General features: G+C 49.9%; 17 protein-coding genes. 4 read left to right on the forward strand and 13 right to left on the reverse strand.

Going from position 1 to position 19,278, the window contains the following annotated elements; all coding sequences use genetic code 11:
- Positions 1–58: 58 nt before the first annotated feature.
- The 4 genes from DFP98_RS28510 to DFP98_RS28525 form a co-directional block, all read right to left on the reverse strand.
- A complete protein-coding gene (locus tag DFP98_RS28510) occupies positions 59–1,930 on the reverse strand; it encodes an FtsX-like permease family protein (RefSeq protein ID WP_116064047.1) in 1,872 nt (623 codons plus the stop codon).
- The gene (locus tag DFP98_RS28515; protein ID WP_116064140.1) at positions 1,905–2,669 is read right to left on the reverse strand and encodes an ABC transporter ATP-binding protein; all 765 of its coding nucleotides are present in this window, start codon (positions 2,667–2,669) and stop codon (positions 1,905–1,907) included. The genes DFP98_RS28510 and DFP98_RS28515 overlap by 26 nt, the downstream gene beginning before the upstream one ends.
- A 125-nt stretch (positions 2,670–2,794) precedes the next feature.
- Complete coding sequence (locus DFP98_RS28520; RefSeq protein ID WP_116064048.1) at positions 2,795–3,787, reverse strand: sensor histidine kinase; 993 nt, start codon at positions 3,785–3,787, stop codon at positions 2,795–2,797.
- Complete coding sequence (locus DFP98_RS28525; protein ID WP_116064049.1) at positions 3,784–4,491, reverse strand: response regulator transcription factor; 708 nt, start codon at positions 4,489–4,491, stop codon at positions 3,784–3,786. Before DFP98_RS28525 ends, DFP98_RS28520 begins: the two co-directional genes overlap by 4 nt.
- A gap of 149 nt (positions 4,492–4,640) precedes the next feature.
- On the opposite strand from DFP98_RS28525, the gene DFP98_RS28530 reads away from it, so the two are divergent.
- Positions 4,641–5,228 (forward strand): hypothetical protein, encoded by a 588-nt coding sequence (locus tag DFP98_RS28530; RefSeq protein ID WP_116064050.1) that lies wholly within the window; start codon positions 4,641–4,643, stop codon positions 5,226–5,228.
- On the opposite strand, the gene DFP98_RS28535 is transcribed toward DFP98_RS28530, so the two are convergent.
- From DFP98_RS28535 to DFP98_RS28550, 3 genes are all read right to left on the reverse strand, one after another.
- Positions 5,218–5,532 carry an MTH1187 family thiamine-binding protein gene (locus DFP98_RS28535; RefSeq protein WP_116064051.1) on the reverse strand — a complete coding sequence of 105 codons (315 nt, stop codon included), beginning with the start codon at positions 5,530–5,532 and terminating at the stop codon, positions 5,218–5,220. The two genes, DFP98_RS28530 and DFP98_RS28535, sit on opposite strands and share 11 nt — an antisense overlap.
- Before the next feature lie 694 nt (positions 5,533–6,226).
- Positions 6,227–7,330, reverse strand: coding sequence for a nitric oxide synthase oxygenase (locus tag DFP98_RS28545; protein WP_116064053.1), 1,104 nt, complete (start codon positions 7,328–7,330; stop codon positions 6,227–6,229).
- 126 nt (positions 7,331–7,456) lie between these two features.
- Positions 7,457–7,726: a hypothetical protein gene (locus DFP98_RS28550; protein ID WP_116064054.1), complete on the reverse strand. Its 270-nt coding sequence runs from the start codon at positions 7,724–7,726 to the stop codon at positions 7,457–7,459.
- Between the two features lie 155 nt (positions 7,727–7,881).
- On the opposite strand from DFP98_RS28550, the gene xerS reads away from it, so the two are divergent.
- Positions 7,882–8,967, forward strand: a complete 1,086-nt coding sequence (xerS, locus tag DFP98_RS28555) for a tyrosine recombinase XerS (protein ID WP_116064055.1) — start codon at positions 7,882–7,884, stop codon at positions 8,965–8,967.
- Positions 8,968–9,071: 104 nt separating this feature from the next.
- On the opposite strand, the gene DFP98_RS28560 is transcribed toward xerS, so the two are convergent.
- Positions 9,072–10,736: a restriction endonuclease gene (locus tag DFP98_RS28560; protein ID WP_116064056.1), complete on the reverse strand. Its 1,665-nt coding sequence runs from the start codon at positions 10,734–10,736 to the stop codon at positions 9,072–9,074.
- A 12-nt stretch (positions 10,737–10,748) separates the two neighbouring features.
- On the reverse strand, positions 10,749–14,297 hold the full coding sequence (locus DFP98_RS28565) for an nSTAND3 domain-containing NTPase (protein ID WP_220377185.1): 3,549 nt from the start codon (positions 14,295–14,297) through the stop codon (positions 10,749–10,751).
- A 540-nt stretch (positions 14,298–14,837) separates the two neighbouring features.
- Between DFP98_RS28565 and fumC the strand changes: the two genes are divergently transcribed.
- Entirely contained in the window at positions 14,838–16,223 is a 1,386-nt protein-coding gene (gene fumC / locus DFP98_RS28570) for a class II fumarate hydratase (protein ID WP_116064057.1), read from the forward strand.
- A gap of 31 nt (positions 16,224–16,254) precedes the next feature.
- On the opposite strand, the gene DFP98_RS39280 is transcribed toward fumC, so the two are convergent.
- Complete coding sequence (locus tag DFP98_RS39280; protein ID WP_181917996.1) at positions 16,255–16,416, reverse strand: hypothetical protein; 162 nt, start codon at positions 16,414–16,416, stop codon at positions 16,255–16,257.
- Between the two features lie 47 nt (positions 16,417–16,463).
- On the opposite strand from DFP98_RS39280, the gene DFP98_RS28575 reads away from it, so the two are divergent.
- Complete coding sequence (locus DFP98_RS28575; RefSeq protein WP_116064058.1) at positions 16,464–16,817, forward strand: DUF3889 domain-containing protein; 354 nt, start codon at positions 16,464–16,466, stop codon at positions 16,815–16,817.
- Here DFP98_RS28575 and DFP98_RS28580 read toward each other — a convergent pair.
- The 3 genes from DFP98_RS28580 to DFP98_RS28590 form a co-directional block, all read right to left on the reverse strand.
- Positions 16,774–17,169, reverse strand: a complete 396-nt coding sequence (locus DFP98_RS28580) for a glyoxalase superfamily protein (protein WP_116064059.1) — start codon at positions 17,167–17,169, stop codon at positions 16,774–16,776. The genes DFP98_RS28575 and DFP98_RS28580 overlap by 44 nt on opposite strands.
- 75 nt (positions 17,170–17,244) lie before the next feature.
- Positions 17,245–18,231, reverse strand: coding sequence for a FecCD family ABC transporter permease (locus tag DFP98_RS28585; RefSeq protein WP_116064060.1), 987 nt, complete (start codon positions 18,229–18,231; stop codon positions 17,245–17,247).
- A complete protein-coding gene (locus DFP98_RS28590; protein WP_116064061.1) occupies positions 18,228–19,244 on the reverse strand; it encodes a FecCD family ABC transporter permease in 1,017 nt (338 codons plus the stop codon). The genes DFP98_RS28585 and DFP98_RS28590 overlap by 4 nt, the downstream gene beginning before the upstream one ends.
- Positions 19,245–19,278: the final 34 nt, after the last annotated feature.

The raw sequence follows: 19,278 nt of genomic DNA on the forward strand, positions 1-19,278 counted from the left end.
GAAAAAAACAGCCTCATTACATTTTCCCACAGCGGAGGAGCCGTTTCAAGATTGTCCGTTATGAGACGACTTCTCTGACGTAGCGTCCGCGGATCAGCAGGAAGTAGACAGCCTGGATCAACATAAACGTGCCGAGCACTGTCATCGACGTCGTCATCAAGGAGTAGCCAAACATGTTCTGCATCGAGGTGAGCGCGACTACGCCATGCACAAAGGCAACGACGATCGGCACGAAGAATAGAATCATCAATTGTTTCGTGACGATGCCGGATAGCTCCCGATCGGTCAAACCGAGCTTGGCGATCGACTTGAATTTCGCTTTATCGTCAGGCAAGTCCGCGTATAAACGGAAGTACAGGAAGCTGCCCGAGGCGACGAAAAATACAGCTCCGATAAACAAGCCGATGAACAGCACGATGCCGTAAGCCTGGTTCATCCTATGCAGATCGTAGGCGATGGAGAAAAATCTACTGTCGCTTGTCGCCAGCTTCTCTTCAAGCGCCTGCCCGACCTCCTTCGTCTTCTTCCATTCCTTCACGTCAAACGCGTAGAAGTGCCTGACGGACGAATGCACCAGTTGATCGTACTGCGCGTCCGTTACCACATAAAAGTCGCCATAGCCCCGGAACGTCACAGACGGCTTTGATCCAATCGGGTCAAGTTTGACGCCTCCCGCTTCCAGAACGGCTTTCTTGGGAGCGGTCGCCTGATTGCCCGCCATCGTATTCGTATAATAGATCATCATCGATTCGTTTTCTTTCAGCTCGACCGGCTTCTCTCCTGCCGCTTCCGCAATTGCGTTGAATTCGGACGCTCTCAGGACCATTACGCTATGCTTCGCTTGCGCAAGCTTCTGGTCCGACATCGAAGCTCCTAGCTTCCGATAGTCGAAGCCTGCCTCTTTAAGCGAGCGTTCGATCTCCGCAACCTCCGTCTGCACGCGCTCCGTCTCGCCCTTGCCGGACGTATATTCGAGTGCGAACGGATTTTCGTCCACTAGAACGTTCGTCGACATCGTTTTAAAGCCGACCAACGAACCGATTGCCGAGAACGCCACCGTCGACAAAATCGCAACCATGAAAAAAGTCCGGGCGTTATCCTTCATCCGATAAGCCAGGTCGGACAGGAAGAGCAGATTCGTTTTGCGCCAGAAGAATGAACGGTTGCTCCGGCACTTATGAATGATGTAGACGCTGAGCTGTGTAAATAGGAAGTAGGTTCCGACAATTACCATCACCGTCACCGGGATCATCACCATGAACACGACCAGACCTTTAGCCGTCAAGGCGATGACATAACCTCCGACGAGAAGCACGACCGCCAGCAGGGACAGCAGGACGGACGCCTTCGGCTCCTTCTTCGGTTTGGCGCTCCCCTTGAGCAGGTCGATCAGATGATTGCCGCGCAGAATGACTACCGTGAACGCCGAGATGACGACGAAGAGCGCTAGGAAAGCGGCCAGCGTCAGCCCGAGCGCCTCCCATGGCAAGTAGAACTTCAACGTATCGTCCAGTCCGAGCAGGTTTTCGGCCATCAGCAGCATGACCTTGGCCATCACGAGCCCCATACCGATTCCCGTCGCCGTCGCACCCAGTCCAATCAGCACATTTTCCAGAAACACCATCGTCTTAAGCTGCGAATCGCTCATCCCGAGCATGACCAGCAGGCCGAATTCCTTCTTGCGCGTCTTCAGAAACGCGCTCATCGAGTACAGCACAAAGAAAAACGAGAAGACGTAGATCAGCCCTTCGGCAAAATGCATCGCGGTAGACACGTTGCTGTGTACCGTACCTCCGGACACGTCGGGGTGAAACGCAAAAACCGCATAGACGAAAAACGCCATCACGGAAAATGCGCTGCTCAGAAAATAGGCGGCGTACGTGCGCTTGTTGCGCATGACGTTGTTAAACGCGAATCGTCGAAAGGTCATGCGCGTTCCCTCCCAGCAGCGACAGCACGTCGATAATTTTCTGGAAGAACGCCTGTCTGCTCTCCCCGCAATGAATCTCATTGAACAGTTGACCGTCCTTGATGAATACGACCCGATGGCAGTAGCTCGCGGCGACCGCATCGTGCGTGACGAGCATCATCGCCGTCCGTTCCGAGCGATTCAGCGCCACGAGAATGTCCATGACGTCTTTGGCCGCTTTCGAATCGAGGTTGCCCGTCGGCTCGTCCGCGAACAGAAATTTCGGCTTGTGGATCATCGCCCGCGCGATTGCCGTCCGCTGCGCCTGTCCCCCGGAAATTTCGTAAGTGCGCTTGTTCAGAATCGACTCGATACCGAGCTTGGCGGCAATGTCGCGTACCTTGCTTTCCATCGCTTTAACCGATTCGCCCTCCAGCGTCAGCGGCAGCACGATGTTCTCCTCCACGGTCAGCGTGTTCAGCAGATTGAAATCCTGGAACACGAAGCCAAGCTCGCGCCGCCGGAACTTCGCCAGCTCCCCCTTCTTCAGCTTGTGCGGATTGCGGCCGCCGATCAGCACCTCTCCCGTCGTCGGCGCATCGATCGCGGCTACGAGATTCAGCAGCGTCGTTTTGCCGCTGCCGGACGGGCCCATAATGCCGACGAATTCTCCCTCCTCGATCGACAGGTTAATGTCGCTCAGCGCCCGCGAAGGCACCTTGCCCCCGTAAATTTTGCTTAATTGACGTACACTTAGCATTTCCATCGCGTTTTCTCTCCTTCTCCTTGTCGGCAGGCGGCCTAAAGTTAAAGCCGCCGTCCGTCTCATAATGCCATTGTAGCCGGAGAGAAAAAGGCGGCCTATCGATTTGCCTTTCACTTACCTTACACGGTTGTAAGGTAAGAGATAAAGACGATACGAACGTGCGTGCCTGTGCCCGGTTCCGACTCCAGCTCGATCCGATGCCCCAGTCGCTCGGCGATCTCGCGGGCGAAGTACAGTCCCATTCCGGTCGACTCGCGGAACTTGCGTCCGTTGTCCCCGGTGAAGAAGGGCTGGAATACGCGCTTGATGTCCTCCGGAGGGATGCCAATGCCGCGGTCGCGAATTTCCAGCACCGCCTCGGAGCCGCGCAGGAACGAGAAGAAAGTCACCTTCTCGTGGGATTCGGCCGAATATTTCACTGCGTTCGTCACGATCTGTCCGATAAGAAAGCCAAGCCATTTCGCATCGCTCTCGACGAGCAAAGCGGGATCGACCTGCAGGTCCGGGTACACCTTGCTGCCGATGAACAGCCGCTTATTATCGCGGATCGCGTTTTCGCAGATGGTCTTCAGCGAGACCGACTCGACCCGAAAGTCGCGATCGAACGTTTCCAGGCGGGCGGCGTACAGCACCGTTTCCAGTCCTTTCTCCATCCGGTCGGCCTCCTCCAGCACGCTGGCCGAGCGCGGATCGTCCTCTTGCTCCATCGTAAGCCGGATGACCGACAACGGCGTTTTCATCTGATGCACCCATTGGTTCATGAACGCCAGATGGTCCTTGCGGGCTTTCTCGGTCAGCTTGATGCGTTCCTGGTAATGCCCATATTGCGATTGCAGCAGCGCATCGACCGCCTCTGGCAGCGGACCTTGGCCAAGCCCTTGAATGGAATCGTCCAGTTCGGCCATCGGCTCGCTTAATGTCCGATACAGCCGTCGCTCCGCCTGATAGCGGTATACCAAATAGCCCGTCAGCGCGACGAGCCCGATAAACACGGAATAAAGTCCGGTTAGAAAATGGCGATAGCCGTCCAGCCAGTAAATCATCAGGACGAGAAACAGCTGCGCGATCTGCATGAAGATTAATGGCCGGTGCTCGCGGATAAACAGTCTCATGAAAGCTCCTCCGCTTCCCACGACGGCAACAATCGGTAGCCGGCGCCGCGCACCGTTTCCAGACTGGCGTCGATGCCGAACTCCTGAAGCTTCTTACGCAGGCGAGTAATATTTACATTTAACGTGTTCTCGTCGACGAACGCCTGGTCGTCCCACAGCTCCTCCAGCAGCGCCTCGCGGCTGACGATCCGTGGCGACCGCCTCATCAGCATTTCCAGCAGAACGGCTTCCTTCTTCGTAAGCATGCTGTTGACGCCATGGAGTGCCAGCTCCAGTCGCTCCGGATAGAGCTGCAGCCCTGCCAGCTTTACGATTCTTTCCTCTGTCCGCTCCGCATATTCTCCGTAGGCTCTTCTTAACTGACTGCGAATTTTGGCCATGACGACTTCCATATGGAAGGGCTTCGTTATGTAGTCGTCCGCGCCGTATTCTAGCGCCATTACCTGATCCATCTCTCCGTCGCGAGCGGAAATAAACAGGATCTGACATTTGGACAACGCGCGGATTTGGCGGCACCAGTAGAAGCCGTCGAACTTAGGCAGGTTAACGTCCATCAGCACAAGATGAGGATCGTATCGGCGGAAGAAATCCGTCACCCCGGAGAAATCTTCGACGACCCCGGTATCGTATCCGTATTTTTCGATATTCGCTTGCAGCAAAGCCGCCAACTTCGGATCGTCCTCGCAAATCATAATTCGCTGCAATGCGCTCATCCTTTCATCGATTCAGCCTTAAGTCGGGGGGCGGGCCAGCCCAATGTCCTATTCGTCAACACTACCCATGGACGTGATCGGCCTTTGCTGCTTTCTATAAAATAATAGTAACAGATGCCGCACGGAAGGAGTTTTCGTTTATGCCCGCTAACGATGAAGTATATATCGTCTTGACCGCCACCGGAACCTGGCTCAGCGAAGCGATCAGGTGGGTAACGAAGGCTCCGCTTAGCCATGCCTCCCTGAGCTTCGATCGGGAACTTAAGGAAGTCTACAGCTTCGGCCGTAAAAAGCTCAGCAACCCGATTCTGGCCGGGTTCGTTCAAGAAAATTTCAACGACCCGTTCTTCGAGGACGCGCCATGCGCCGTATACCGCCTGCGGGTCGGAGAGCGGGAACGTGCGAAGATGCAGCTCCTCGTGCACGAAATGAAACGGCAGCCGGATCGTTACCGCTACGATCTGCTCGGCCTGATCGGCGTGCTCGTCCGTCGCAGATTTCCTCGCGAGAACGCCTATTTCTGCTCGCACTTCGTCGCCTCTGTATTGGAACGCGGCGAATGCCGTCCGGTCGATAAGCCCGCCTACTTCGTCACGCCTGCAGATTTCGAGCACGCGCTCGAAGCTCAGCAGATTTATCGCGGAACGGTGTCCGGCTACTTGTCCCGGTTCAGTGCGACTTATCCGGCGTCCGTATTCGGGGCCTCTCTTGCAACCGCTACCGCTTAAGCTTCTCTTCCACCGAGAGAAGCTTCTGCTCCATCGTCCCCTGCTTATCCCGACGATCGTCGATCGTTAACGTCGTCGACACCCTTGCCGCTCCATTGGCGAACGGAACCTCGTGCATCCTGCGAACGATCGCGATCAGCTCGTCCAGCTCTCCTTCAATAATCGTGCTCATCGGAGTTAACTGGTATTTGATCCGACTGGAGACCGCGGATTGCTCCAGCACCTGATGAACCTCCGCCACATACTCGCTCAAGCTCGGTGTACCCGTTCCGAGCGGTACGATGGTTACCTGTACAATTGCCATCCTCTATCCCTCCTCGTTATAACTCTCGAAGCCGATTCTGTCAGCTTGCAGCTTCATCATACTGCGCTTTCTCGCACTTAGCCGACACAATCTGCTTATCGCACCTTCATCCCGCAATTTCTCACTTTGGCCCATCACATTCTGCTTTAGCACCATTACCTTGGAATATCTCGCTCAAGTCCGACACATTCTGCTTACGGCACAATATCGCCGCGTTTTCTCGTTCTAACCTGCAATAAGACCGCGTGGCGGCCTTATCGCTCACATCCCAACCCCGTTCGGACCAATAAGACCGCGTGGCGGCCTTATCGCTCACTCCCCAGCCCTCTTCGGGCCAATAAGACCGCGTGGCGGCCTTATCGCTCATATCCCAGCCTCGTTCGGGCCAATAAGACCGCGTGGCGGCCTTATCCGCCCACTCTCAGTCCCGTTCGGACCAATAAGACCGCGTGGCGGCCTTATCGCTCACTCCCCAGCCCGATTCGGACCAATAAGACCGCGTGGCGGCCTTATCGGTTGCCCTGTAGTGCTTGGATGGAATTTCAGTCTTGTTCGTGGTAAATGATAGCCGAATATATAGATTTTGGTTTAAAATTAGGATTTTCAATTATTAGTATCCTTATAGATCATCATTTAGCCCAAGCGTAGAACGCAGCCGGCCTCTTTCCTCCGACAACTTGTTCGAATCGCTCTGCTAGTAAGGCCGTTCCTGCGCGGCATAGTCCGGGTCGATCTCCCATTCACGGAGCTCGCTTTGATGCCATACGGGAGTTGCTGCAGGCGACATCGGCGGAATAAGCCATGACCAACGCGCGTTCACTTCCCGACCTTGCTCCTGTTCGCGCTTCATAAACCGCATAAACTGCTCCGCCGCCGTATGATGGTCGACGATACTTACGCCGTTCGCCTTAAAGGAATGGATAACCGCTACATTCAGTTCAACCAGCGCCCGATCCTTCCACAGCGACGTATTCGTAGAACGGTCGAGGCCGAGCAGATCGGCGATTGCCGGCAGCTCGTCGTAGCGTTCCGTATCTGCCAGATTACGCGCCCCGATCTCCGTTCCCATATACCACCCGTTAAACGGAGCCGCCGTATAACGCACACCGCCTATATCGAGCGCCATATCCGACAAAATCGGCACTGCATACCACTTCAGCCCAAGCTCCGCAAACCCGGCGATGCTCGGGTGCTCGAACGGAACCTCCTTAACGGCGCCTTCTGGAAGCGGAAACCATTTCGGCTCGCGGTCGCCGATCTGGATCACGAGCGGCAGCACGTCGTATTTCGTTCCCTGCCCGGTCCAGCCTAGACGCTGAATGGCCTCCGTCAGTTCCACGGAAGCGGGATCGCCGACGATCCCCGTCGACGTCCGGTATCCTGCGTAACGAACGAGCTGGTGATTCCAGATGCGAATGGTCCGACCGTCCGCTGTCGAAGGAGCGAATGCGGTCAGCGTCGGGCGAATACGTCCTTCATTCGTCGCATATGCGATATGCCGCAGTAACGCCGCTACGATGTCCTCCTCATTCTCCGCTCCTCTTTCGTCGAACACCTCAAGAGAGTCCCAAAACAGTCGCCCGATACATTTGGCGTTGTTGCGCCAAGCGATTTTCGCCCCGAACGTCAACTCCTGCTTCGTATGCGTATACGTGCCCGTCTCGCGAATTTCCCGCGCAACCTCGCTTAGCCGCGACTCGCACTCTAGAGCGATTCCCTTCGTTTCTGCGTAGTAAGATCGGATGAACGTTTCGGCTTGGCTTTCTAACTTTGCATTTACATTAATGGCATTAATCATTTTGTATCCTCTAGTTTACATAATTTTTGTTATGTTCCCTTATAACGAAGTTTGACAATCACATCATCAAAATGGAATTTATATTCTTAATTGATTAAAATCCGAAAATTTCCCGTGACAACACATTTACCCCTTTTTTTTCCGACGATGACGCTCGACGATGGCCTGAATGATCCACACGATCGAGCCAATCAAATAAAGCGGGATTACGAATACAAGCATGGTCGCAAAGTCGCCCAGATCGTCCCAATCTCCCGTGTCTCGCAGCTGCGCTTGCAGCATAATGATGAACCCGATCGCATAGATGCCCAGCGGCCACCATTTTCTCCTGACCCCGGCCATGATCGGCAATACGACGAATACGATCCAAACCGCAATATACACCGGTCCGTGCATACGGTCTCCCCCTCGAAATCGGCGTCGAATTCAACTCCATTGTAACAAAATCCGCCACGCATGCGAAATGACAGTTCTGGTAACTTAAGCCCCGCGGCTCTTGAATTCAGCGCCTTGTCAGATTACAGTGGAGTTATTCCTAACGAGGTGAGCGCATGAATCTGCAAAAACGCAAAGACCGCGAAGAGCTTGATCGGCGTATTCCGGCCATGCCCTGGTACGTCGATAAATTCATCAACTACAAGCTGCCTGATCTCTCTCCGTCCTCCCTGCTCGAATACGTCAGAGATTACGAGGTTTTTCTCTCGTGGCTCATGGCGGAAGGGCTGACCTCGGCCCCGAAAATGTCGGAGGTGCCGCTGGAGGACCTGGAACGTCTACATATGGACAGCGTCGATCATTTTCGCATGCATCTGGCGACAAAGCGGGATCACGCCAATACGAAAACGACGATCTCGCGCAAGCTGTCTTCGCTCCGATCGCTATTCCATTATTTAAGCCAAATCGCCGAAGACGATAACTTCTACCCGCTGCTGAAGCGCAACGTCATGGCCAAGGTATCGGTTAAACGCACGCACAAGCCGAAGGATACCGCCGCCAAGCTGGAAGGCAAACTGCTGCAGGAGCAGGAAATCATCGAATTCATTAGCTACATTAAAGAAGATTACGGCCATGATGTCGCTACCAACAAGCAGGCGATTTACGCGCATGAGCTTAACCGGATTCGCGATTGCTGCATCGTCAGCCTCATCCTTAATTCCGGCTTGCGCGTATCCGAACTCGTCAACCTGAACCTCGATGACGTCGATATTAAGAAGCGTCTCATTTACGTCTATCGCAAAGGTAAAAACGACGATACATTCAAGACGCCCGTCTATTTTCGCCAAGACACCATTCCCGATCTCGAGCAGTACTTGGCCCAGCGGGATACGAGATACAAAGCGCCCAAGCGCGAGAAAGCGATGTTCCTTGCGATCGCCAACGGCAAAAAGGAAGGCTCGCGCATGACCAAGCGGGCCATTCAGGCGATGGTGCTCAAATACGCCAAACGTTTCGGCAAGCCGTATTTGTCTGTGCACAAGCTGCGCCACTCCTTCGCCACCGATTATTACTTAAGCAACGACTTGTACAAAACGCAGGAGCAGCTTGGTCACGCCTCGCCAGAGACGACGCAGATTTACGCTCATCTCACCGACAAGACGATGGCCGAAGCGATCGACCGTCGCCGGGAAGAAGGCTAAAACGGGAACAGCGGCCAGACCACCGCTGTTCCCGTTTTATACGCTTTTCTGAAAGAAAGTTCTGTAAAAACATTGAAATTAACTGTATTTATTCTGCTAGTTGCTTAAAAATAAAACTGTTTATCGTCTCTATCCAACATTCGATCGAATTCCTCTAACTTTGTTTTTAAAAGGTGGTATGCCCCGTCCTTGGCTCCTATTCTTTCTAGTTCACTGAGGGAAATAGGAACAATTAACTTACCACCTGCTAGTTGATGTCTAATTTCTTCTATAGCAACGGAAGTAAAACCAGCCGTGCTAATAATCACCGCTCCATGAATTCCTTTAGCTTCCATTGTTGGAGCCAGGTTTCGAATATCAGACACCTGAACTTTATTTCTTCTATTTTTGCATTCGACGATTATTGACGCACCGAGTCTCCAAAGCCAAGAATCATAAGAAATGTTACAGCAGTAAAGATCTACTTCAGCTCTACCTCTTTTCGATCTAGCGTCAACAACTTTTAAGCCTGGAATCATTTCGAAAAAATATTGAACCAGTTGCTCTAATTTCTTTCCCTTTTCAAAGGCTTGAGACACTTCCTTCAATTGACGAAGAGAAGTTTCCCAATAAAAGTGATCGAAAATTACTGAACACGTTTTATTTCTGATTGAAAGACCGGAATTTTCACGAATAAACTTATTAACTGTTGGCAAAAAGGCATGCCGATTTCGCATCATCAGTAAAATGTTTTTGGAAACTCCCGGTTCTTCTTCTCCTTTTAGATATTCCCTTATTTCGTTTAACTTCCTTTTTAATACTGAAACAAATAGATTTACTTCTATGATTCTTGGTTTGATCAAAATAAAAGGAGAAACGTATTTCCCTAAGTATTTACAGTAACGGCGATATAGATGGCCGAGATCAATTGTTGCTAAATCGTTATCATCCGTAGTAGCCAACACATAAAGAAACACATAGATCCACTCTGAAATTAAATCTATGTTGTTGAAATAATAGCCAAAAGCGTAGATAGGGTTAAGTAATATTTCTTCCACTTCCCCTGCAGTCCATTGACCAACATGCTCGCTTTTCAGTTTGCTTAAATCATCCTCAAAATTATCTGATAGAGGTAAAAACAATCCTCCCTCTAACAGCGCCCCCCAGCTACCATACTGGTCAGGGAAAGTCGCTAATACTTTGCGACCAACCATGTTGCGTAAAATAAAGGACCGAGTTAAACATTGATAGCCCTTCAGTATTAGCCGTTCATTGTCTAACCAAAAAGTGAGCGATTGTTGCACTTCAGCTTTCAAGGTTTCATTTGGTTTGGATGACCAGTAGAACACCAAAACCTCTAGTTCCTCTTGTTCTTTGTGGCTCACTTTAGTCATCTGAGGATAATTGATAGCATCAGGTGTCATCAACTCTGACAAATAGAGCCAGGACATTGATTCTAAACAGTAGCGATCTGCTTCGTTTACCTTTTTTGCTATTTTTCTGAGAATCCGTTCACTCACCAAATATTGCTCGAACGCATCTTGAATTTTTGTTCTCCAAGTTTGCTCTACATCACTAAGCTTATCTTTGTGCCCAGCAATAACGTACATTCTTGGAACTTGCTCACAGTCCTCAGTATCAACAGGAATGAAATGACTTGAACGAGCTTTCTCTACAAAATCCTGAAAAGGATAGTGGTAATTATCAATGCAATGGACCATCATTTTTTCTTCTCTTATTGAGCCATCGATAATGGTAAGCAACAATCCTGTGCTGTCAGGGAATCTCATATTTCCTCCTAATTAATCATTCGAGACGAACCTACGAGTTTTTGGATCCGTTATATACGAATCAAGGCGGGAACAGAAGTTGGAATTTACTGCCGTTTCTATTTTCAATAATACTTGCCTATGAATATTCTCTACAAAATCACACACTCCTAGAGCCTCAAGAATATCCAATAACTTTGGATCGGCCCCGTATGCTTTAAAATCAAGTTCGTATTCATCTTCATCCGACTTCGATCCATTTTCAATTACAAACTGGCTGAAACGTAACAGATTTGAATGGTTTTCTTCAGTATTTTCCATTTCAGAACTACTTAGATAAAGTTCAATACTTAACAAATCAAGATCAACAAACTCAAATGCAGAAGCCTCTAATCCATTACAACATGATCCCGGATAGTCTGGAAGAAACGTATCCTGAGGAATTTTGAAGTTCAATTTGAGATCAAAAAAACTGAGAGTGGAAGTACATAATGTTCTGGAACTTGTCGCATCTACGGATGTTAAATAGTTATTCAAAATCGGAAGCAAATATTGTTGATTAAAATACTGAAGATCCAGCTCAGAACACATTACCCAAATGTCGTGCTCACTATCTATAAAAGCATCGCGCAGGTTTAAGAACTCCTTATAAGGAATGGTTTTTTTCTTATCCCTGGAAGAAAGAAAACTTTTTAACGACAAATACGACTGAAATAAAAGAGTTTGAAACTCGTACCATTTCCCTCTCTGAACGATAAAAGGAAAAGCAAGTATTGTGGGCAAATCAATTGCTCCCGATTCTAGTTTATTTTTAAAAACCGGATAATTTGCAAGGGTCCGTTCGGAAAAAATAATCTGTCCCTTTTTCATCATTTCAAAAGCAAATTCAGAAAACATGTCGATCATTGATTCAATCTCAGTAACAGAATTCAATTGATTGATTTGAGTACATAAATATGATGCAAACTCTTCGTAGAACAAGGCACTTGTCGATGGAAATTTTTTCTTTTCACGATAGTAAGCCATCAATACAGATACTCTATTCCAATTACTATAAAAAGGCTGAATGAACCAAGGTGTTTCGCTTTCAAAAAGCAAAACTAAGGCTCTAGCTTCTGATGCAGATTGAGCGTTATTTTCAATAAAATCCACAATATCTTGATCAAGTATTTCCTCTGATTTCCCTAACAAAGAGTCTTTTTCTATATTGATCATTTCTTCTTGTTTTTTTTGCTGTTCTTCTTTAGCTCTGCTTTTTCTTTCATTACTTTCAACCGCATTTAATCGGCTCGTTTGATCCTCCTCATCTAAATAACCTGCATTAATTTTTAGTTCTTTTCGAAACGTTTTGCTATCGCGGAGCTTAAATCTTTCCAATATCTCCGGGTACACTATGTCAATTAACCAGTCAATTCGGTCATATTCTCCATTCGAAGCGAAAAAATCAATATCATCAAGCAGTATATATTTAATTTTTCGTTTTATCGTCTTATAGTTAATTTTATAAAACTCAGAAAATTCTTCCGGAAAAATATCTCTAAATTGATGACAAGCAAGCACATGCTCGGCAAATCTTGAACGCTCATAGAAGTCATTAATCAGCTTATTCCGGTCAAGCTTAATCTTTAATGGAATCACTTCTTGAATTAACCCTGGAAATGCGACCATATCATCATAAGATAATGGGTAATCCTTTTCATGAATTAATGAAACTAGATACTGAATTTTATCTTTAATAAACTCATCCATTTTGGGATTTTCATTAACCCCAAAATGAAAGATAACATCTTCTAACTTTTTTACAATACAATCTTCCGGCGCCTCATCAATACATGGCATGCGCTCGAAAACATCCCTCTCAGGATATGAATATTTTAAAATATCAAAATCAGAGATTATTCTATCTCGAAGTATAATGACCAGGTTCTCCGGTAAATGTATCATCTTTTGATAAAAAATATCGTCATCTGAAATGTCATAGATACTACGAGTTGAACTGGTAGCGTTAAACATAAAAAAGAGCTGATTAATAAACGGACAACCTTGAATGAACATCTTGCCATAGTATAGTATATTATTCGCCAAATGCTGATATAAAAAATCCTTAATAGAGGGGTTCTGGAACTTCACTAGAATTGTTGACGATGTTCTCTGATAATAGGTCTTAATCATTGTTTTTTCTAATTGTGTAACTATGCTATCAAATTCCAATCCTTGATCTAGTATGTTAATTTGCCCTCCAGCCTCTATGCAAGAATAATAAGATGACTTTAAGTCCATCAATCTCATAGGTTGAGAGGACAAAAATAATATAAGAGCAGCTATCTTTGCACCGAAAGTCTGCTTCATAAAAATATTTTTCCAGAAGTCCAGTGGTTCATTTAAATAATTCAGAAATTCCTTAAAAAACTCTACAGGAGCACTTTCTTCGAACAAAACTGAACCTTGATCCAGAAAAGTCTCAATAATCCTGGGATTATAATTAGGATGGTTAATGATTTCTTCATATCTCTCAGCTATAATTCGCACATAGTTCCATTCAAGACGAGAGAAATAAAGATGATTGAACAAAATTTTTGTCCTAATCAACTCAGAGTAATCTTCCAGTTGAAGAAAGCACTTGCCAATATTCAGTGTTTTGCTGAGTTGCTCATTTTGATATTCAGCCATCCCTTGCTGTAATACATATTCACGACTAGCCAAAATTAAAATCTTATTTGAGGACTCAGAAACTTGCTTAATAAACCTCAACAAGTGTTTTTCTTCGTTATGAGGGAACTTTTCATCTTTGAACGTATCTCCCCAAAAGTCATCGAAAAAGAAAATCTGCTTCTCATTCTCTTTATACATTTTACGTGCAATACCAACAGTATTGGCATAAATGAAATCTTGGTACCCTTTGCGTTGTAAAAAATAAGCAACTAAACTGCGGCCTAAAGTTGTTTTTCCAATGCCAGGTTCCCCCGAAATCAACACGTATCTGAATTTATCTAATATATCGATAGCTCGTACAAAACTAGGATTTTGAACGAATACTTTAACTGAACTCTTTATTTCCTCTAACTCATAACTTGATTCAGTCAAGATATCTCGGTGAACAATTTCATCAACTAGTCCAGTTAAAACATTAGTGCTGCTGAGCCAAAGTTTATAGTGGGTGCGTTCTACATTCTGATACTGCTCTTGCGCGAGTAACCGATTCAAATCATCTCTGTCCATAATGTCAGTACGATCCTTAATTAACCCATCGAATAAATTCAATATCTCATCACGCTGAGACAATTCTAATTTTATGGACGTAACGAGAATATATCTTGTTGGACGTGAAGCCGTCGCTTTCTGTTTTTCTTGATTCTTTAAGACGTTAAACAACTGCCTGTAATTGTTCTGATAGCATTTTACCTGAACAACAATTTTTGTCGTGTCTTCGCAATATCGAAGATCGATTCCCCCATCTCTGCCCCGTCCAGATATTTCAAAATGTAGGTTTTCTCTAATCTCCAAAATATCTTGGACCAATTCTTCAAATTCGCGTGGAGATAAACAATTATGAAAATCATAATTTGGCGGTATTTTGATCACCTTCTTTAGAATAAATAAATTGTTCGTGGTCCTAGGTTGGCTGATAACAAAATAATGAAAAGATCGTGTTTACTCAGTTTGTTTTCATATTATAGTAAAACGATTTTATAAAAAATAACATTTTTCACATAGTTTTTATTTCCCCTCTTCTGAATAGAGATTTTGCAAAATAAGAATCCTTTATTCTCTGCGACGTTTTCCTCCTTTTTACATCACATTTACATCCGTACACTGTAACCTGTCAAAAAATATGGTAAACTGGTGTAGTTGAGTTTCATTTTCATTTTCATTTCGACGGCCATGATTAATTTTCTTCCATAAGTTAGATGCTACAATCGTGGCCCTAGGGCGTGTATGCAAACCCGCTTGGGGGCATCTTTCATCCCCTGCTTTGTCACTTTTGCTTGACGTACCCCCGGTACGCCTTCACAAAAGCTCCTTGCATGGAACGAAAATTCGGCCATATCTGTTTTCCTCGGAGTATGCATACACGCCCTAGCAGTTTCTGACTAATTTATAAGGAAGTTGAGGTGTTTTCAGATGGATTACCGGATTGAAAAAGATTCGCTTGGAGAGGTCCAGGTACCTGTGGAGAAGCTGTGGGGAGCGCAGACGCAGCGAAGCTTGGGCAACTTTAAGATCGGCACGGAGAAAATGCCGCTAGAGCTCATTCGCGTGTTCGCCCTGCTCAAGAAAAGCGCGGCACTCGTCAATGCGGAGCTTGGCAAGCTCCCGGCCGATAAAACGCAAGCGATCGTGGATGCCGCCGACGAGATCGTCCGAGGCGACTGGGACGAACACTTCCCGCTCGCGGTATGGCAGACGGGCAGCGGCACGCAGTCGAATATGAACGTTAACGAAGTGATCGCCAATCGAGCCAATACGCTGATGACCGAGCGGGGCGCCGAGCAGCGCGTCCATCCGAACGACGATGTCAACAAGTCGCAAAGCTCGAACGACACGTTCCCGACCGCGATGCATATCGCTGCGCTAGTCGCCGTGGAAGATCTTGTTCTGCCTGCGATCGACAAGCTGAAAGCGACGCTTCAAGCGAAGAGCGAGCAGTTTGCGGACGTGATCAAAATCGGCCGAACGCATTTACAGGACGCTACTCCGCTTACGCTAGGTCAAGAGATTAGCGGCTGGGTCGCGATGCTGGACAAGTCCGCCAGGATGATCCGCGACAGCGCCGAATATTTGCGCGAGCTGGCGATCGGCGGAACCGCCGTCGGAACGGGCATTAACGCCCACCCGCAGTTCGGGGACAAAGTCGCGGAGAAGCTAAGCGAACTAAGCGGCAAGTCGTTCCGCTCGGCCGTCAATAAGTTCCACGCGCTGACAAGCCATGACGAGCTTGTTCATGTCCACGGCGCGTTCAAAGCGCTGGCCGCCGATCTGATGAAGATCGCCAACGACGTGCGCTGGCTGGCGAGCGGCCCGCGCAGCGGCATCGGCGAGATTACGATTCCCGCCAACGAACCGGGAAGCTCGATTATGCCGGGCAAGGTGAACCCGACCCAATCGGAAGCGATGACGATGGTCGTCGCCCAGGTGATGGGCAACGATGTCACGATCGGGTTTGCGGCCAGCCAAGGCAACTTCGAGCTGAACGTGTTTAAGCCGGTTATTATCCTCAACTTCCTGCAATCGGCCCGTTTGCTGGCGGATGCGATCCATTCGTGGAACGACAACTGCGCTGTCGGCCTTGAGGCCAATATCCCCGTCATTCAGGGCCATCTCGAACGGTCGCTCATGCTCGTAACGGCGCTGAATCCGCATATCGGCTACGAGAATGCGGCGTCGATCGCCAAGACGGCGCATGCGCAGGGATTGACATTGAAGGAAGCCGCCTTGCGAAGCGGCTTGCTGACGGAGGAACAATTCGACGAGATCGTCCGTCCCGAGCACATGATCCATCCCCAATAAGATAAAGAGCAGGAAGCAAGGCGCCCCCGCCCTACTTCCTGCTCTTCTTGCTTGCGATCCAGAAAGCCAAAATGATGACCGGAATAAGAATAATCCACGGGATGTTGATCGTGCTTCCCACAACCGCAGACAAGATCAAGACCAGTACGACAAAGCCGATTAAATAAAGACAGCCTCTTCCGAACGTCTCCAAGCCCTCTCTCCTTTCCGGGAGATATTCCAAGGAAAACAGGTGACTGCATGAACCGTTCTTTCCGTCAAGCCTTCCTATTGCTCGCGCTTTGCCTGCTCCCCCCGATCGCGCTTCATCCTTCGGCTGCTTACGGGCAGACAGCCCAGCCGGAATACGCCAAGTGGGGAATTGTCGCGATGGAGGCGGCCAAAGCCAAGTACGGCGTTCCCATCGTCGATTACCTTCACCTCGGCAGATTCCCCGCCGCCCCAGGCACGGCCGAGGAAAGATTCAAGCTATGGCTTAAAGACGGCAGCCGGGAATTCGGCGTTATCGTCTCCGTTCAATTTTATACGGCGAACGATCGGCTGATTACCGTCAAGTTTCAGGAGACAGACCGTCCAATCTCTCGAAGAAGGTAAGACGGTTGCCGAACGGATCGGCGATTCGAACCTCCAGACAGCCGAAAGCCTGTTCCAGACCGGGTCTGGCGTAACCGTACTTTTTGGCGGTCAATATTTCATGGTATTCCGTCAAGTTCGACGCTTCGATGCGTATCGCCGAACCCGGCGTACAGTCGCCATGATGCTCCGTCAAATGCAACGCACAGCGCCCCAGCGACACTTGCGCGTACAAAGGCATATCGGGCTCATAGCGGTGCTCCCAATCCAGTGCAAATCCCAAGAAATCGACGTAAAACTCCTTTGCCTTCGCTACGTCGAAAATGCGCAGCAGCGGAGTCACGGTCGTTAGTTCAAACCTCGTATTTTCCAACGTCCACCCTCCCTTTTCTTCGAATATAATCGACTTGCGCTTAGATGCCCATCGTATCACGAGGGTGCCGACAGATCAACGCTTACGACTGCGATACAGCAAATAGATGAAAAACGGAGCGCCGACCCCGGCCGTAAACACACCCACGGGAAGATCGTAAGGCAGGAAAGCGGTGCGAGCGACAAAATCTGCGGCAACGACGATCAAGCTGCCGCAAATCGCCGCCATCGGAATCAGCTTGCGCGCTCCCGGGCCGACGAGACGGCGCGCGATATGCGGACCGATCAGCCCGACGAAGCCGATGACGCCGCCGATCGCGACGGCCGATCCGGCCAGCCCGACGCTGATCGCGATCAGCGTAAACCGGCTGCGGCCAACGTTGTTGCCTACGCTAATGGCCGAATCGTCGGTCAGCGCCAGCACGTTCATGTTTCTCCCTTGGTAGACCGCCAGCAGCAGAAACACGACCGTCCATGGCGCAAGCATGAGCACATGCTTCCACGAGCTGGCGTAGATCGTGCCGGTCAGCCACAGGTAAGCGTCGGCGGCAGTATATTCGTTGCCGAACACGAGCAGAGCGTTCGTGTAGGCGCCGGTCAATGCGCCGATTCCGATGCCGACGAGAATAAGCCGGCTTGGGGCAACGCCCTTCTTCCATGCGAACAGATAGATGAGCATGGAGACGAAACCCGCCCCGCACATCGCCGCTGCCGGCAGCCACCCGATGCTTACCGCGGCGGATCGGAACGTCAGGAACGACGCGGCTGCTGCGGCCGCTCCTCCGGTAATGCCGACCAGATCGGGCGCTGCCAGCGGATTGCGGAAGACGCCTTGCAGAATTGCGCCGGCTACCGCCAAGGAAGCGCCGGTCAGCAAGGCAACGACGAGGCGCGGCGCACGCAGCTCGCGTACGACAAGCGTCTCTTCGGCCAAACCTTCGCCAAACAATGCCTGTACGACCCGTTCCACGGGAATCGACATATCTCCAAAAGCGATATAAATAACGGAGAAGGCGATCAAAGCGCCGCTAAGCGCCGCAAACCATCCGGCGGAGCGGATCATGCCTTCACCTTCCCTCTGCGCGCGATATAAATGAAGAACGGCGTGCCGACCGCCGCCGTCATCACGCCTACGGGCAGCTCTTGTGGCGGAATGACGAATCTCGCCGCGAGGTCTGCTAACAGCAGCAGCGTCGCGCCAAGCACGGCGGAATACGGAATGAGCCAGCGATGATCAAGGCCGGCCAAGTAGCGCGCCACATGCGGAATGACGATGCCGATGAAGCCGATCGGCCCTGCCACGGCAACGGAACTGCCGGCCAGCAGTACGATGCACAGACCGCCGGCAAACTTGACCAGCGACGTTCGCATGCCGACGCCGACCGCCGTCTCTTCCCCGGCGGCAAGCACGTTCAGATGGCGGGACAGCAGCCACGCCCCGAGCCAGCTAACCGCCATATAAGGAATGACGGTGACAAGCAGCTCCAGCGGCCTGCCCGCGATCGATCCGGCCAGCCAGAACAGCACGTCCTGCAGCGAGCTCTGATTGCGGACGAGCAAGCCCTGCGTGGCCGACATGAACAGCGCGGACATCGCCGCGCCCGCAAGCACGATCCGCATCGGCGTCATGCCTTCGTAGCCGAGCGCGCTCAGCGCGTACACGGTAGCAGCCGCGATGGCCGCCCCGCCGAATGCAAACCAGACGAGCGTGCTCTGGCTCTGAATCGCCAGCGCCGTCACGCCAAGGACAACTCCGAGGGCCGCGCCCGAGTTAATGCCTAGAATCGAAGGCGAGGCCAGCGGGTTGCGCGTAATTGCCTGCATAATGACGCCCGCCACCGCCAAGCTCGCTCCGACCGCGGCGGCGATCAGCGCTCTCGGCAATCTTGTTAGCTTCACGATCACCTGATTCATAGAAGTTTCGTCGTAATGAAACAGCGCGGCGATCGTATCGCTCCAGCTCACACTCGTAAATCCCCAGCGGATATTGGCGACAAAACCGAATGCAAGCAGGACCGCTCCCGCGAGCAGCCCTGCCAGCTTGTACGAAAATCTCGACAATCCTTGTTCTGTCATTGCTTAAGCTCCTGTTCGTCGATAGAGGGCAAGA

It is taken from the genome of Cohnella phaseoli (genome assembly GCF_003386235.1).
Classification (GTDB): Bacteria; Bacillota; Bacilli; order Paenibacillales; family Paenibacillaceae; genus Cohnella; species Cohnella phaseoli.

What these genes read in the sequence shown, in the direction of transcription:
- DFP98_RS28510 (WP_116064047.1), bottom strand. Translation starts at nt 1,930, where the DNA reads ATGACCTTTCGACGATTCGCGTTTAACAACGTCATGCGCAACAAGCGC.
- DFP98_RS28515 (WP_116064140.1), bottom strand. Translation starts at nt 2,669, where the DNA reads ATGCTAAGTGTACGTCAATTAAGCAAAATTTACGGGGGCAAGGTGCCT.
- DFP98_RS28520 (WP_116064048.1), bottom strand. Translation starts at nt 3,787, where the DNA reads ATGAGACTGTTTATCCGCGAGCACCGGCCATTAATCTTCATGCAGATC.
- DFP98_RS28530 (WP_116064050.1), top strand. Translation starts at nt 4,641, where the DNA reads ATGCCCGCTAACGATGAAGTATATATCGTCTTGACCGCCACCGGAACC.
- DFP98_RS28535 (WP_116064051.1), bottom strand. Translation starts at nt 5,532, where the DNA reads ATGGCAATTGTACAGGTAACCATCGTACCGCTCGGAACGGGTACACCG.
- DFP98_RS28545 (WP_116064053.1), bottom strand. Translation starts at nt 7,330, where the DNA reads ATGATTAATGCCATTAATGTAAATGCAAAGTTAGAAAGCCAAGCCGAA.
- DFP98_RS28550 (WP_116064054.1), bottom strand. Translation starts at nt 7,726, where the DNA reads ATGCACGGACCGGTGTATATTGCGGTTTGGATCGTATTCGTCGTATTG.
- xerS (WP_116064055.1), top strand. Translation starts at nt 7,882, where the DNA reads ATGAATCTGCAAAAACGCAAAGACCGCGAAGAGCTTGATCGGCGTATT.
- DFP98_RS28560 (WP_116064056.1), bottom strand. Translation starts at nt 10,736, where the DNA reads ATGAGATTCCCTGACAGCACAGGATTGTTGCTTACCATTATCGATGGC.
- fumC (WP_116064057.1), top strand. Translation starts at nt 14,838, where the DNA reads ATGGATTACCGGATTGAAAAAGATTCGCTTGGAGAGGTCCAGGTACCT.
- DFP98_RS28575 (WP_116064058.1), top strand. Translation starts at nt 16,464, where the DNA reads ATGAACCGTTCTTTCCGTCAAGCCTTCCTATTGCTCGCGCTTTGCCTG.
- DFP98_RS28585 (WP_116064060.1), bottom strand. Translation starts at nt 18,231, where the DNA reads ATGATCCGCTCCGCCGGATGGTTTGCGGCGCTTAGCGGCGCTTTGATC.
- DFP98_RS28590 (WP_116064061.1), bottom strand. Translation starts at nt 19,244, where the DNA reads ATGACAGAACAAGGATTGTCGAGATTTTCGTACAAGCTGGCAGGGCTG.